The following is a 14,804-nucleotide window of genomic DNA, read 5'->3' as shown; positions in this document are numbered from 1 at the left end:
CAGCCGGCAAGACAGTCATCCTCCGGCCCGCGGCCATGCGTTAACATGGCCGCCATGCCAAGAACAATCGCCGCGCCTACTGCATCGCGACCCGGCGCCCTGCTGCGCCGCCTGTCGCCACTGCTCTCGCCCATCCTTGCCGCCGTGCTGCTGGCCGGCGGTCCCGCACTCACCCCGGCGCAAGCCAAAGCACCCGCCAAGGCAGCCAAGGCTGCCACCGCCGCAAAATCCGCCGCCGATCGCGCACTGGTGAGCGCCGGCGTGCCGGCCCCGGTGGCCGCGGCGCTGCGCCGCGCCGGCGTGCCGGCCTCGGCCGCCAGCTTCTACGTGGTCAGGCTGGGCGCGGGCACCGCCCGCGCCAGCTGGAATGCGCAGCAGCCCATGAACCCGGCCTCGACCATGAAGCTGGTCACCACCTTTGCCGGGCTGCAGCTGCTGGGGCCCGACTACCGCTGGCAGACCTCGCTCTACGCCGATGCCCAGCCCGGCTTCGACGGCACCGTCAACGGCAATGTCTACCTGCGCGGCCACGGCGACCCCAAGCTGGTGCCCGAGGAAATGGCCAAGCTGGTGGCGAAGGCGCGCGCCGCGGGCACCACCGGCATCAACGGCGACCTGGTGCTGGACCGCAGCTACTTTGCCGATGGCCTGGACAGCAACGGCACCATCGACGGCGAGGTGCAGCGCGCCTACAACGTCGGCCCGGACGCGCTGCTCTATGCGTTCAAGACGCTGTCATTCACGCTGACGCCGGACCCGGCCAGCCAGACCGTGGCAGTCAGCGTCACGCCCGAGCTGGCGCAGCTCAAACTGGACAACCGGCTGACGCTGACCAACGGCCGCTGCGGCGACTGGCAGTCCAGCGCCAGCCCGAGCGTGCTGCCGCAGGCGGACGGCACCGTGCTGGCGTCGTTCTCGGGCAACTATGCCAGCGACTGCGGCGAGCACGTGCTCAATATCGCCACGCTGTCGCACGCGGAATTCACCTGGGGCGGCTTCGTCGCCGAGTGGCAGCGCGCCGGCGGGCGCTTTGCCCACTTGCCCGGGCTGCGCAGCGGCAAGGTGCCGCGCGGCGCGGTGCTGCTGGCGCGCCACTACGGCCTGCCGCTGGCAGACATCGTGCGCGACATCAACAAGTTCTCGAACAACGTGATGGCACGCCAGCTGTTCCTGACCATCGGCGCCGAAATGGACCGCGGCGGCCCGGCCAGCACGGCACGCTCGACCCGCGTGGTGCAGCGCTGGCTGGCGCGCCAGGGGCTGGACATGCCCGGCCTGGTGCTGGACAACGGCTCGGGCCTGTCGCGCGAGGAACGCATCAGCGCCTATGACATGGCGCGCCTGCTGCAGCAGGCCGCGGCCAGCAACGTGGGACCGGTGCTGATCGATTCGCTGCCGGTGCTGGGCGTCGACGGCACGCTGCGCAACCGCCTGACGCGCGCCAACGCGGCCGGCAACGGCTACCTGAAGACCGGCACGCTGGCCGACGTGCGCGCGCTGGCCGGCTATGTGGATGCTGCCGACGGCGGCCGCTACGTGGTGGTCAGCATGATCAACCACCCCAATGCCGCGCAGGCGCTGGAAGCACACGACGCCTTGCTGCAATGGGTGTACCGCGGCGCACCCTGAGTCCGCGCCGGGCAGGCTGCGGCGCGGCGCCGTGGCCTGGCGCCAACGCCGCGGCCGCATTTTGTTAAGCGGACACTTACCAGCGCCCGATCCACCCCTATAATGCCAGGGTGCCGGCCGCGTCCTGCGGCGGCAGCCTTCCGGGCCGGCCCTCGGCCCCGGGCCTGCATTGCCCCCTCGCCCTCTGACATGACTTCCCGACAACCCCCGGTGTGGTTGCGCCTCTGGCATCGCTTCGCACCCGCCGAACGCGCCGGCTTTATCGACGGCGCGCGCTACTTTGCCCCGTCCCTGCCCGCGGTCTTCTCCTGGGGCCTGGTGACCGGCGTGGCGATGAGCAAATCCGTGATGACCGTGCCCGAAGCCATCGGCATGTCGCTGCTGGTCTACGCCGGCTCGGCGCAGCTGGCGGTGTTGCCGCTGTTTGCCGCGGGCCTGCCGCTGTGGACCATCTGGCTGACCGCGGCCGTGGTCAACCTGCGCTTCGTGATCTTCAGCGCCGGCATGCAGCCGCACTTCAGCTACATGCCGCTATGGCGGCGCACCATCCTGGGTTCTTTCAACGGCGACCTGCACTTCGTCTACTTCCTGCAGAAGTACAGCACGCCCGGCTACGAGCCCGGCAAGGAAGGCTATTTCTGGGGCATGGCGCTGACCAACTTCTGCATGTGGCAGCTGTCGTCGATCATCGGCATCGTGCTGGCCAGCCTGTTCCCCGACAGCTGGGGGCTGGGGCTGGCGGGCACCATGGCGCTGATCCCGGTGATGATCGCCACCATCAACTCGCGCTCGACGCTGCTGGCGGTGGTGGTGTCGGCGGTGCTGGCACTGCTTTGCTTTGACCTGCCGTACCGCCTCAGCCTGGTGGTGGCGGTGGTGGGCGCGATCGCAGCCGGCATGGCCAGCGACGACCTGGCCGCACGCGCGGCGCTGCGCGGCATCCGCCGGCGCAAGCCCAAGGTCCCCGAGGTCACCAACGCCGCCGCGCCGGAAACGCCGCCGGGAGACCGCGCATGAGCCATCTTGAAATCTGGATTGCCATCCTTGGCATGGCGGTCGTCACCATCGTCACGCGGGCGCTGTTCCTGATGGCCGGCGAGCATGTCACCGTGCCGGACCGCATCGCGCGGGCGCTGCGCTATGCGCCGGCCGCGGCGCTGGCGGCGATCATCCTGCCGGACCTGATGACCTGGCAGGGGCATTTCACGGTGGCGTTTTCCAACGACAAGCTGATGGCGGGGATTGCCGCCACGTTGTTCTACCTGCTGACCCGGAAGATGGTGGGGATGATTATGGTGGGGATGGCGGTGTATACGGCGTTGCGGTTGCTGGGGGGGTAAGGGACCCTCACCCCTCGAACGCCGCCGCCGCCCGCTCCAGCCGGTCCCGCACCCCGGCCCAATCCTGCCCTACAGGCAGCACCTCGAACATCAGCTGCGTATAGCCCTGCTTGTCGAGCTTGCGCAGCAAGCGGTAAAGCTCACGCGCATAGGCCGCCGCATCCGCAGGCGCCTGCACCCAGGTACAACGCTGGTCCACCAGCGGCGCCCGGCCAACCCACGCCACGCGTGCATCGTCCGGCAGCGCGACCAGCAGCGCCGAAGCCGCTTGCGCATCGGCCAGCAGCAGCGGTGTGTGCGGCGCGTAGTGGGCCTTGAGCGTGCCTGAGGCCCGCGGCGCGGCCGCATCGGGCGGCAGCGGGGCCGCGCCCAATACCTGCGCCATCATCGCCGCGGTGATCGCCCCCGGCCGCAACAGCACCGGCCCGATGCCCTGGTCCAGCCGCGACAGGTCGACGATGGTCGATTCGATACCGACCTCCACGCCATCGCCTTCCAGCACATAGACCGCATCGCCGAATTCATCGCGCACATGCTGCGCGGTGGTCGGGCTGACCTGGCCGAACTTGTTGGCCGACGGCGCGGCAATGCCGCCGCGGCCGCGCTTGAAGCGCGCCAGCAGCGCCTGCGCCACGGGGTGAGAGGGGCAACGCACGCCGATGCTGTCCTGGCCGCCGGCGACGGCCGCATGGATATGCGCGGCGCGCTTCAGGATCAGCGTCAGCGGGCCGGGCCAGAAGGCGTCGATCAGCTGCTGCGCGGCCTCGGGGACCTCGTCGGTCCAGTAGCCGATATCGGCGCCGTCCACCACGTGGACGATCACCGGATGGTTCGACGGCCGGCCCTTCAGCGCGAAGATGCGGGCGACCGCCTCGGGGTTCTCGGCGTCCGCACCGAGCCCGTAGACGGTTTCGGTGGGAAAGGCGACCAGTTGCCCGGCCTCGAGCAGGCGGACGGCTTCGTCCAGTTCAGCGGCCGTGGGCATGCGCGGCGACATCGTGTTCCTTGGAGCTATGGCTTCAGAGCGGGATATGCAACGCCTGCGCGGCGGCGGCAAAGGCGGCGGCGGCCGCTTCGGCATGCTCGCCCACGCAATTGACGTGGCCCATCTTGCGCGACGGGCGCGCATCGCCCTTGCCGTACAGGTGCAGCTTGGCACCGGGTTGCGCCACCACCTCGTCCCAGGACGGCGTGCGTTCCAGGCCGAACTCGAACCACACGTCGCCCAGCAGGTTCAGCATCTTGCCGGCCGAGTGCTGGCGCGTGCGGCCCAAAGGCAGCCGCGCCATGGCGCGCACCTGCTGTTCGAACTGGCTGGTCTCGCACGCATCCATGGTGATATGGCCGGAGTTGTGCGGGCGCGGCGCCATCTCGTTGGCGACCAGCGAGCCGTCGGTCAGCACGAAGAACTCGATGCACAGCACGCCGACGTAGCCCATTTCCGTGGCAATGGCAGCGGCTGCGGCACGCGCGCGGTCGGCAATGTCAGGCGACACGCTGGTCGACGGCATTTCCGTCGAGAACAGGATACCGTCGCGGTGCACGTTCTCGGCCAGCGGCCAGGTGGCGGTGGAGCCGTCCGCGGCACGCGCGGCCAGCACCGAGACCTCATAGGCCAGCGGCAGCATCTGCTCCAGCACGCACGGCACGTGCTGCATGGCGTTCCAGGCGGCGCGCACGTCATCGCGCGTCTTCACCCGCGCCTGGCCCTTGCCGTCGTAGCCCATGCGCGCGGTCTTGAGGATGCCGGGCAGCACATGGTCGGGCAGCTGGTCGACATCGGCATCGTGTTGGATCACCCAGTGCGGGGCCGGCGACACGCCGGTGCGCTCGGCGCACGCGGCAAAGAATTTTTTCTCGCCGATGCGGTTCTGCGCAATCGACACGCAGTAGCCGCGCGGCGCGACAAAGGCGCCCAGCTGCTCGAGCCGGTCCAGCGACAGCGACGGCACGTTCTCGAACTCGGTGCTTACCGCCTGGCACAGCTTGCCCATCTCGGCGAGCGCGGCCTCGTCGGTGTATTGCGCACAGATATGCTTGTCCGCGACCGAGCCGGCCGGGCTGTCCTGGTCCGGATCGAGCACGCATACGCGATAGCCCATCGCCTGCGCCGCATGCGTGAACATGCGGCCGAGCTGGCCGCCGCCCAGCATGCCGAGCCACGCGCCGGGCAGGATGGGCGCGTCGGGACGGTCGACGCCGAACTCGGCGCGCGATTCCGGCGTGTGGGCTTCGGAGAGGTAGGGATGGATATCGGTAGGCATTGCTAGGTTCCGTGGGATGTCCGGATGATTACAGCGGCAGCGTCATCGCGCGCGCGGCTTCGGTCTGCTTCGCGCGGAACGCTTCCAGCGCGCCGGCCAGCGCCTCGTCGGTGGTGGCCAGCGTGGCGATCGCATGCAGCGCGGCATTGGCGGCACCGGCCTCGCCGATGGCAAAGGTGGCCACCGGCACGCCCTTGGGCATCTGCACGATCGACAGCAGCGAATCCTCGCCGCGCAGGTACTTGGACGGCACCGGCACGCCGAACACCGGCACGATGGTCTTGGCGGCGATCATGCCGGGCAGGTGCGCGGCCCCGCCGGCACCGGCGATGATGGCACGGATGCCACGGCTGCGCGCGCTCTCGGCATAGCGGAACATGTCGTCCGCCATGCGGTGCGCGGACACCACCTGGGCTTCGAACGGCACGCCGAAATCCTTCAGCATGGCCACTGCGTGCTGCATCACGTCCCAGTCGGAACTGCTGCCCATCACCACGCCGACCAGCGGCTTGTCTTGCTTGCTCACTTTGTCTGTTCCTTCGTTGGCCGTTCCCGCACGCGCGGGAACGGCGCCCTGCATTACTGCAGTTCTTCGCCCGTCAGGCGCGTCAGCGCTTCACGGTACTTGGCGGCGGTCTTTTCGATCACGTCGTCCGGCAGTTGCGGCGCCGGCGCGGTCTTGGGCCAGGGCTTGCCGTCGATGCGCACGGCTTCCAGCCAGTCGCGCACAAACTGCTTGTCGAACGACGGCGGGTTGGTGCCCACCTGGTACGAATCGGCCGGCCAGAAGCGCGACGAATCGGCGGTCAGCACTTCGTCCATCAGCGTCAGCACGCCGTTGTCGTCCAGGCCGAACTCGAACTTGGTATCGGCGATGATGATGCCGCGCGTGGCGGCAAACTCGGCCGCTTCCTTGTACAGGCGGATCGAGATCTCGCGCATCTGGCGCGCCAGCGCGATGCCGATGCGGGCCTCGACCTCGCCGAACGAGATGTTCTCGTCGTGCTCGCCCATCTCGGCCTTGGCGGCCGGGGTGAAGATCGGCTCGGGCAGCTTCTGCGCGTTCTGCAGGCCGGCGGGCAGTTCGATCCCGCACACCTTGCCGGTGGCCTGGTAATCCTTCCAGCCGCTGCCGGCGAGGTAGCCGCGCACCACGGCTTCGACCAGGATCGGCTGCAGGCGCTTGACCACCACGGCGCGGCCCTTGACCTGCTCCACTTCCTCCGGCGCGACCACGGTTTCGGGCGCGATGCCGGTCTCGTGGTTCGGCACGATGTGCGCGAGTTTGCGGAACCAGAAGTTCGCCATCTGGTTCAGCACGCGGCCCTTGTCAGGGATCGGCTCGCCCATGATGACGTCGAACGCCGACAGGCGGTCGGTGGTGACGATCAGCAGCTTGTCGTTGCCGACGGCATAGTTGTCGCGCACTTTGCCGTGGCCCAGCAGCGGCAGCGAGTTGATGGAGGACTGGTAGAGAGCGTTGGACATGATGGTTCCGATAAAACGGCGAAGCCGCCGGGCGCTGGATGCGTGCCGCGGCGGCCGGAACTGCAATCCGCCTTCCCCTTGCGCGGAAGGCGGACTAGGGACATTTACTGCACGACCTGCGACAGCTTGCCCGCCTTGTACTGCTGCGCGATGTCGGTCAGGCCGATCGGCTTGATCTTGCCGGCCTGGCCTTCGCAGCCGAAGGCGATGTAGCGCGCCTTGCACACCTGCTTGGCGGCTTCGCGGGCCGGCTTCAGGTATTCGCGCGGGTCGAACTTGCTCGGGTTCTCGGCGAAGAAGCGGCGGATCGCGCCGGTCATGGCCAGGCGGATATCGGTGTCGATGTTGATCTTGCGCACACCGTACTTGATCGCTTCCTGGATTTCCTCGACCGGCACGCCGTAGGTTTCCTTCATGTCGCCGCCGAACTTGCGGATCTCTTCCAGCAGTTCCTGCGGCACCGACGACGAGCCGTGCATCACCAGGTGGGTGTTGGGGATGCGGGCGTGGATTTCCTTGATGCGGCTGATCGCCAGGATGTCGCCGGTGGGCTTGCGCGTGAACTTGTAGGCGCCGTGCGAGGTGCCGATGGCGATGGCCAGGGCGTCCAGCTGGGTGGCCTTGACGAAGTCGGCGGCCTGCTCCGGATCGGTCAGCAGCATGGAGTGGTCCAGCACGCCGACGGCGCCGATGCCGTCTTCTTCGCCGGCTTCACCGGTTTCCAGCGAGCCCAGGCAGCCCAGTTCGCCTTCCACGGTCACGCCGACGGCGTGGGCCAGCTGCACCACCTTGCGGGTGACGTCAATGTTGTAGTCGTACTCGGCCGGGGTCTTGCCGTCTTCGCGCAGCGAGCCGTCCATCATCACCGACGAGAAGCCCAGGTCGATCGCGCCCTGGCAGATTGCCGGCGACTGGCCATGGTCCTGGTGCATCACGATCGGAATATGGGGATAAGCCTCGACCGCGGCTTCGATCAGGTGGCGCAGGAAATGCTCACCGGCGTATTTGCGCGCGCCGGCCGAGGCTTGCATGATCACCGGGGCGTTGACCTCGTCGGCAGCCTGCATGATGGCCTGCACTTGCTCGAGGTTGTTGACGTTGAAGGCCGGCAGGCCGTAGCTGTTCTCGGCCGCGTGGTCCAGCAGCTGGCGCATCGATACGAGTGGCATGTCTAACTCCTAATAAAAAATGGGGTGTCTTCCGCGTATTCTTCTAGTCGGCGCTTACGCAGTGCATCGACTTACGTAGCGCATCGCCCGTGCCTGCCGGCGCCGTCAGCCTTGCGCATTCCGCGCTGGCGCTCCGTCCGGCATGGCACGCATTGCCTCATCTCACTTTCAGCTGCCCACCCTGACGATCTTCAGGGTGTTGGTGCCGCCCGGCTGGCCCATCGGCTCGCCAATGGTCAGCACGATGAAATCGCCGCGCTGCACCACGCCCTGCGCCAGCAGCAGCTCTTCTGCCTGCTCCAGCGCGGTGTCGCGGTCGGCGCTGGACTGCAGCGGCAGCGGCACCACGTTGCGGTACAGCTGCATCTTGCGCTGCGAGGCCAGGTTGGGCGTCATCGCATAGATCGGCACATGGATGCGGTGACGGCTCATCCACAAGGCGGTGGCGCCGGAATCGGTCAGCGCGGCAATCGCCTTCACCTGCAAATGATAGGCCGTGAACAGCGCACCCATCGCCACCGACTGGTCGATGCGCGAAAAGGTCTGGTTCAGGAAATCGGTGTCGAGCTGCACCACCTCGGACTTCTCGGCTTCGACGCAGACTGCGGCCATGGCCTCGACCGTCTCCACGGGGTAGCGGCCGGCGGCGGTTTCGGCCGACAGCATCACCGCGTCGGTGCCGTCCAGCACGGCGTTGGCCACGTCCGAGACCTCGGCGCGCGTGGGCACCGGGTTGACGATCATGCTCTCCATCATCTGGGTGGCGGTGATGGTCAGCTTGTTGGCCTCGCGCGCCAGCTTGATCATGCGCTTCTGCAGCGCCGGCACGGCGGCGTTGCCCACTTCCACGGCCAGGTCGCCGCGCGCCACCATGATGCCGTCTGACGCCTGCAGGATCTCTTCCAGCACGCCCGGGCGGATCGCCTCGGCGCGCTCGATCTTGGCAATCATGCGGGCCTTGTGGCCGTGCGGCTGGCCGGCCACGGCGGTCAGCTGGCGCGCCATTTCCATGTCGGTGGCGTTCTTGGGGAAGCTGACGGCGACGTAGTCGGCGCCCAGGGCCATGGCGGTCTTGATATCGTCCATGTCCTTGGCGGTCAGCGCCGGCGCCGACAGCCCGCCGCCCTGGCGGTTGATGCCCTTGTTGTTGGACAGCTCGCCGCCCACGCGCACGGTGGTGAAGATCTCAGTGCCGAACACGCGGTCCACCACCAGCACGATCAGGCCGTCGTTGAGCAGCAGCAGGTCGCCCGGGCCGACGTCGCGCGGCAGGTCCTGGTAGTCCAGGCCGGCGCGCTGCTCATTGCCGAGCTGGCAGCTCGAATCCAGGATGAACGGATCGCCCGGCTTGAGGGTGATCTTGCCGTGCTCGAACTTGCCGACGCGGATCTTGGGGCCCTGCAGGTCGGCCATGATGGCGACCTCGCGCCCGCATGCCTGCGCGGCTTCGCGCACCAGGCGGGCGCGGTCGAGATGGTCCTGGGCCGTGCCGTGCGAAAAATTCAGCCGCACCACGTCGACCCCCGCCGCGATCATGCGGGTCAGGATTTCCAGCGAGCTGGAGGCGGGGCCGATGGTGGCGACGATCTTGGTGGAACGAGTCATGCGCGGATTTCCTGGTTCAGGGCCCCGGCAACACCGCCGGGCCCGGCGGATGCGTCAGCCTGCGGCGCGCTGCTCCAGCACTTCGAATGCGGGCAGCTTCTTGCCTTCCAGGAATTCCAGGAACGCGCCGCCGCCCGTGGAGATATAGCCCACGCGGTCGGCGATGCCGTACTTGGCAATGGCCGCCAGCGTGTCGCCACCGCCGGCGATCGAAAACGCCTTCGATTCAGCGATGGCCTGGGCCAGCACCTTGGTGCCGTTGCCGAACTGGTCGAATTCGAACACGCCCACTGGGCCGTTCCAGACGATGGTGCCGGCGGCCTTGAGCTGCTCGGCCAGCATCGCGGCGGTCTTGGGGCCGATGTCCAGGATCATGTCGTCGTCGGCCACGTCCTTGACGTCCTTGACGGTGGCCGCGGCGGTGGCGCTGAATTCCTTGGCGCACACCACATCGACCGGGATCGGCACCGAGGCGCCGCGGGCGGCCATGATGTCGATGATGGTCTTGGCGTCGCCGACCAGGTCGGCTTCGGCCAGCGACTTGCCGATCTTCAGGCCGGCGGCCAGCATGAAGGTATTGGCAATGCCACCGCCGACGATCAGGTTGTCGACCTTGTCGGCCAGCGACTTCAGGATGGTCAGCTTGGTCGAGACCTTGGAGCCGGCCACGATTGCCACCAGCGGACGCGCCGGCTGGCCCAGCGCCTTGCCCAGCGCGTCGATCTCGGCGGCCAGCAGCGGGCCGGCGCAGGCGATCGGGGCGTACTTGGCGATGCCATGCGTGGTGGCTTCGGCACGGTGGGCGGTGCCGAAGGCATCGTTCACGTAGACGTCACACAGCTTGGCCATCTTCTGGGCCAGTTCGTCGCTGTTCTTCTTTTCGCCCTTGTTCACGCGGCAGTTTTCCAGCAGCACCACCTGGCCCGGCGCCACCTCGACGCCATCGACCCAGTTCTGCACCAGCTTGACCGGCTTGCCCAGCAGCTCGGACAGGCGCGTGGCGATCGGCGCCAGCGAGTCCTCGGGCTTGAACTCGCCCTCGGTCGGGCGGCCCAGGTGGGAGGTGACCATCACCGCGGCGCCGCCAGCCAGGCAGGCCTCGATGGCCGGCACCGAGGCGCGGATGCGCGTGTCCTCGGTGATGTTGCCGGCGTCGTCCTGCGGCACGTTCAGGTCGGCGCGGATAAACACCCGCTTGCCGGAGATTTTGCCTTGGGAAATCAGGTCGGAAAGACGCAGGACAGAGGTCATGGCGATGGATGGCGCGAGATTTCGCTGGAATTCGGGGAAACGGGCATTTTACCTGATCGTGGTCAACGCTTTGCCGATTCCGGACCGTTACGCACTTGTGATATGGCCCTTGCATCACATTCAGGGCAACCCCACGGGGAGCTGGTGACATATCTCCCCACGAAAGAAGGGTCAGCTCCATGCCCCTCTTGACCCCCGAGTGCGGTAATGTATGCAACGTCTGCTACAACAGACACGCAAAAAGCGCCAGAGCCGGTCTTGAAACGGCCATGACAGCAGGCGGCCAAAATAACAAGCAGCCAAAAAGAATGCAGCCGGTGTGCGATCAGACGCACCGCCGGCGCCGCGCATTTCCTTGTCGCGAATGCAGGGGGTGAGTCAGATGAAAGAAGCCGACATGCACGGAGCGATCCGTGGCTTGTACGAGGGCATTCTCGATCCCGGTGCCTGGCAGCAGAGCCTGCGCACCCTGACGGAACTGGCGGGCACAGCACATGCCTCGATGATGGTCTGGGACACCGTCCGCGACCAGGTCACCGTCAATGAGATCGTCAATCCGGTGGTGGAACTGTTTTCCGAGTACGAATCGGACTACCAGGCCATCGATCCGGCCAAGCAGTTCGCGCCGCGCCTGCGGCCGGGCGACTGGTATATCGACGCGCGCGAACTGGGCGAAGGCACCATGGCCCGCCATCCGTTCTACCGCGACTTCTTCCACCGCTACGATCTGCGCTCCTACGTGGCCTGCCTGGTCGAGCGCCAGCCCCACTACGAAGTCTATTTCTCGATGCAGCGCGCGCGCACGCAGCCGCTGTTCTCGCCCGACGACACCCGCGGCATGGACTGGATCATCCCGCATATGCGCAGCGCCATGGCCATGCGCGACCGCACGCTGGGGCTGACGGTGCTGGCGCGGCTGTCGACGCAGCTGGTGGAGCGGCTCAATTTTGCGCTGCTGGTGTTCTCGCCGCAGCGCCAGGTGCTGCTGAGCAACCGCGCCGGCGAGCGCTGGGCGCGGCGCCTGGACCCGGCCGGCAAGGTATCGGACTGGACCCTGTCGCGCCCGTTCGCCGACATGGTGCAGGCCGCCTGCGACCCGCAGCGCGCGGTCGCGGCGCAGGCCGCCCGCGCCACCGACGGCAGCGGCGCCGGCGCGCAGGTGATCGTGCTGCCGCTGCCGCCCTCGCACGCCTTTGCCGCGCAATGGCAGGAACCGGCGGCGCTGGTGATCGTGCATGAGCAGGACAGCGCGCCGTTGTTGCTGGCGCCGGTGCTGCGCGACCTGTACGGACTAACCCCGGCGGAGACCCGGCTGACCAACCAGCTGGCCACCGGCCAGGGCCTGCCCGAAGCCAGCCAGCAGCTGAACATCCGCCACGAAACCGCGCGCACCCAGCTCAAGGCCGTGTTCCACAAGACCGGCTGCAACAGCCAGGCGCAGCTGACGCATCTGCTCTCGCGCCTCGGCGCGGCGCTGGACGAGGCCTGAACACCACCGCGCCCGGCATCGGGCCGGCGCCGGCCTGCGGCCCACCCGTTGCCCCCGCGAAGAAAGTGCTAAAAGTACAAGAAGTAAAAAGAAGAAGGGAAGCCATGAGCGACACACAGATGCACGACACCATTCGCGCGCTGTACGAGGGGATCTTCGATGCCGACGCCTGGCAGCGCAGCCTGGGCGCGCTGTGCCAGGCCAGCGGCAGCACGCATGCCCATCTGCTGGTGCTCGACACGGTCAACGAGCGCGTGCTGGTGAACCAGGAGGTCAACCCCATGCCGGAGGCAGTGGCCGCCTACAGCGAACAATACGTGGCCATCGACCCGGCCCTGCCGTTCGCCAGGCGCATGTCGGTGGGCAACTGGTATATCGATTCACGCGAGCTGGGCGTGCCGGCGATGCGCAGGTCGCCCTTCTACGGCGAGTTCCTGCGGCAATTCGAGCAGTCGTCGGTGATGGCCTGCCTGATCGAGCGCCAGCCGCACTACGACGTGTTCCTGTCGCTGCAGCGCCCGCACGGCCACGACCACTATTCGCCCGAAGACGCGCGCGCGCTCGACTGGGCCATCCCGCACGTGCGCCAAGCGATGGCGCTGCGCGACCGCACCCACCAGGTGTCGGCACTGGCGCATGCGTCGGCGCAGCTGATGGAGCGGCTGCCGTTCGGCGTGATCGTGTTCCGCGATGACGGCAAGCCGCTGCTGGCCAACAGCATCGGCGAGGCCTGGGTGCGCCGGCTGCTGCCGGCGGCGTCGATCGAAACCAGCGCCGTGGCGCCGCCTGCCGCGGCCGTGCGCGAGGAAGCCGACTGGCAGCTGTCGCGCCCGTTTGCCGAAGCGCTGCGGGCGGCGTGCAATCCCGCCAACCCGCAGCCGGCACAGGCGCTGCGCGCGGCCGACAGCGCCGGCCGCCAGGCCCAGGTCGTCCTGCTGCCGCTGCCGCCCGCGCACCATCTGGCGATGGACTGGCAGCGCCCCAGCGTGCTGGTGGCGATCCATGAGCCCGGCACCGCGCCGATGACCCTGCCGGCGGTTCTGCGCGACCTCTACGGCCTCACGCCGGCCGAGACCCGGCTGGCCTTGCAGCTGTCATCGGGCATCGGCCTGCCCGAGGCGTGCGAGCTGATCGGCATCCGGCGCGAGACCGGGCGCACGCAGTTGAAGGCTATTTTTACCAAGACGGCTACGGGGACGCAGGCGCAGTTGGCGCATTTGTTGACTAGGTTGGGGGTTAGGGCTTAGGGGCGGGGCTTGGGGGGCGCTTGCCGCTTCTCGGGGATGCAGGCCGCTTTTGCTCTGCGATATGCGGTTGGTTGTCGTTCTTGACTAGCGTGGGCTGTTTCGCCGGCGTAGCCGGCGAAACAGCCCACGCCCGCCAAGAGCGACAACCGACCGCATGGCCAACCATCCCCAAACCACCCTCAATCCACCGAAGCCCCCACAGTCTTAACCACCCCCGCCCACTTCTGCCGATCCCCCTTCACCGTAGCCTTGAACTGATCCACGGTCTCGACCCGCGGCGTGTTGCCTGCATCGATCAGCTTCTGCCGGATCGCCGGCGTTTCCAGCGCCACCTTCACCGCATCGTTGACCTTGCGCGCGATCTTCGGATCCAGCCCCTTCGGCCCGAAGAAGCCGAACCAGATGGTGCTGTTGAAGCCGGGCAGGCCGCTCTCGGCAATGGTCGGCACGTCGGGAATCACTTGCACGTGCTGCCTGGTGGTCACGCCCAGCAGGCGCACCTTGCCGGCGCGGTACTGCGGCAGCACGCTCTGCACCTGGTTGAAGATGCAGCAGACCTCGCCCTTCACCACCGCCTGCAATGCGTCGGGGCCGCCCTTGTAGGGCACGTGGACCATGTCGAGGCCGGCGCGCGCGTTGAACTCGGCAAAGGCCAGGTGCGTGCCGGTGCCATTGCCGGTGGACGCGAAGTTGTACTTGCCCGGGTTGGCCTTGACCTTCTCGATAAACTCCTTGACCGACTTCACGTCGATCACCGCCGGGTTGACGGTCAGCACGTTGGAGACCTCGACCAACGGCGCGATCGGGGTGAAATCGGCCTCGGCGTCGAACGGCAGGCTTTTGTACAGCGCCGGGTTGATGCCGTGCGTGGCGGCGGTGCCCAGCAGCAGCGTGTAGCCATCCGGCCTGGCATGCGCGACCGCTTCAGAGGCGACGTTGCCGCCGGCGCCCGGCCGGTAGTCGTAGATGATGGTGGTCTTCAGCGACTTCTGCAGCGACTCCTGCAGCGTGCGGCCGACGATGTCGACGCCGGAGCCGGCGGTGAAGCCCATCAGGATCGTCACCGGCTGCGTCGGCCACTCCCCTTGCGCGCGGGCGGGCATGCTGACCGTGCTGATGGCAGCGGCGGCGCACAGCACGGCCAGGCCGGTAGCGGGACGGAAGGACAAGCGCGGAAGCAGGCGGGACGAAGTAGGCATGGGGGCACCGTCGGTAAGTTCAATGACCGGGATCTGAGCCCCGGGCCAGCGCCACACGATAGCAAGGTTCCTGCCAAAACCAAACGACCGAGTTGGTTTGAAGGTATGCCATGCGGGCATATG

General features: G+C 67.7%; 13 protein-coding genes. 5 read left to right on the top strand and 8 right to left on the bottom strand.

Annotated elements, in window-relative coordinates; translation table 11 throughout:
* The first annotated feature begins 45 nt into the window (after positions 1-45).
* From dacB to AC07UK_RS25130, 3 genes are all read left to right on the top strand, one after another.
* Positions 46-1,629 carry a D-alanyl-D-alanine carboxypeptidase/D-alanyl-D-alanine endopeptidase gene (gene dacB / locus AC07UK_RS25140; RefSeq protein ID WP_436220900.1) on the top strand — a complete coding sequence of 528 codons (1,584 nt, stop codon included), beginning with the start codon at positions 46-48 and terminating at the stop codon, positions 1,627-1,629.
* Positions 1,630-1,818: 189 nt separating this feature from the next.
* Complete coding sequence (locus AC07UK_RS25135) at positions 1,819-2,646, top strand: AzlC family ABC transporter permease (RefSeq protein ID WP_153955647.1); 828 nt, start codon at positions 1,819-1,821, stop codon at positions 2,644-2,646.
* On the top strand, positions 2,643-2,969 hold the full coding sequence (locus AC07UK_RS25130) for an AzlD domain-containing protein (RefSeq protein WP_013955653.1): 327 nt from the start codon (positions 2,643-2,645) through the stop codon (positions 2,967-2,969). Before AC07UK_RS25135 ends, AC07UK_RS25130 begins: the two co-directional genes overlap by 4 nt.
* 7 nt (positions 2,970-2,976) lie before the next feature.
* Here AC07UK_RS25130 and AC07UK_RS25125 read toward each other — a convergent pair whose 3' ends face one another.
* The 7 genes from AC07UK_RS25125 to AC07UK_RS25095 all read right to left on the bottom strand — a co-directional run bounded on the left by AC07UK_RS25125 (position 2,977) and on the right by AC07UK_RS25095 (position 10,746).
* A complete protein-coding gene (locus AC07UK_RS25125) occupies positions 2,977-3,966 on the bottom strand; it encodes an L-threonylcarbamoyladenylate synthase (protein ID WP_436220898.1) in 990 nt (329 codons plus the stop codon).
* A 22-nt stretch (positions 3,967-3,988) separates the two neighbouring features.
* Positions 3,989-5,233 (bottom strand): 5-(carboxyamino)imidazole ribonucleotide synthase, encoded by a 1,245-nt coding sequence (locus AC07UK_RS25120; RefSeq protein WP_494688005.1) that lies wholly within the window; start codon positions 5,231-5,233, stop codon positions 3,989-3,991.
* A 28-nt stretch (positions 5,234-5,261) separates the two neighbouring features.
* Positions 5,262-5,759: a 5-(carboxyamino)imidazole ribonucleotide mutase gene (purE, locus tag AC07UK_RS25115; RefSeq protein WP_010812195.1), complete on the bottom strand. Its 498-nt coding sequence runs from the start codon at positions 5,757-5,759 to the stop codon at positions 5,262-5,264.
* 53 nt (positions 5,760-5,812) lie between these two features.
* Positions 5,813-6,721 (bottom strand): phosphoribosylaminoimidazolesuccinocarboxamide synthase, encoded by a 909-nt coding sequence (locus AC07UK_RS25110; RefSeq protein ID WP_436220896.1) that lies wholly within the window; start codon positions 6,719-6,721, stop codon positions 5,813-5,815.
* A 104-nt stretch (positions 6,722-6,825) separates the two neighbouring features.
* Positions 6,826-7,890: a class II fructose-bisphosphate aldolase gene (gene fba / locus AC07UK_RS25105; protein ID WP_494688006.1), complete on the bottom strand. Its 1,065-nt coding sequence runs from the start codon at positions 7,888-7,890 to the stop codon at positions 6,826-6,828.
* A 168-nt stretch (positions 7,891-8,058) separates the two neighbouring features.
* On the bottom strand, positions 8,059-9,495 hold the full coding sequence (gene pyk, locus AC07UK_RS25100; RefSeq protein ID WP_436220895.1) for a pyruvate kinase: 1,437 nt from the start codon (positions 9,493-9,495) through the stop codon (positions 8,059-8,061).
* Between the two features lie 54 nt (positions 9,496-9,549).
* Positions 9,550-10,746: a phosphoglycerate kinase gene (locus tag AC07UK_RS25095; protein WP_494688007.1), complete on the bottom strand. Its 1,197-nt coding sequence runs from the start codon at positions 10,744-10,746 to the stop codon at positions 9,550-9,552.
* A gap of 382 nt (positions 10,747-11,128) precedes the next feature.
* Between AC07UK_RS25095 and AC07UK_RS25090 the strand changes: the two genes are divergently transcribed.
* Positions 11,129-12,235: a helix-turn-helix transcriptional regulator gene (locus AC07UK_RS25090; RefSeq protein ID WP_436220893.1), complete on the top strand. Its 1,107-nt coding sequence runs from the start codon at positions 11,129-11,131 to the stop codon at positions 12,233-12,235.
* 104 nt (positions 12,236-12,339) lie between these two features.
* The gene (locus tag AC07UK_RS25085; RefSeq protein ID WP_436220892.1) at positions 12,340-13,482 is read left to right on the top strand and encodes a helix-turn-helix transcriptional regulator; all 1,143 of its coding nucleotides are present in this window, start codon (positions 12,340-12,342) and stop codon (positions 13,480-13,482) included.
* 179 nt (positions 13,483-13,661) lie between these two features.
* Here AC07UK_RS25085 and AC07UK_RS25080 read toward each other — a convergent pair whose 3' ends face one another.
* Positions 13,662-14,681: a Bug family tripartite tricarboxylate transporter substrate binding protein gene (locus AC07UK_RS25080; protein ID WP_436220891.1), complete on the bottom strand. Its 1,020-nt coding sequence runs from the start codon at positions 14,679-14,681 to the stop codon at positions 13,662-13,664.
* Between the last annotated feature and the right edge of the window lie 123 nt (positions 14,682-14,804).

The sequence above is a fragment of the Cupriavidus sp. GW821-FHT07C08 genome (assembly GCF_059419025.1).
This window is presented reverse-complemented; position numbering and strand designations above follow the sequence as displayed.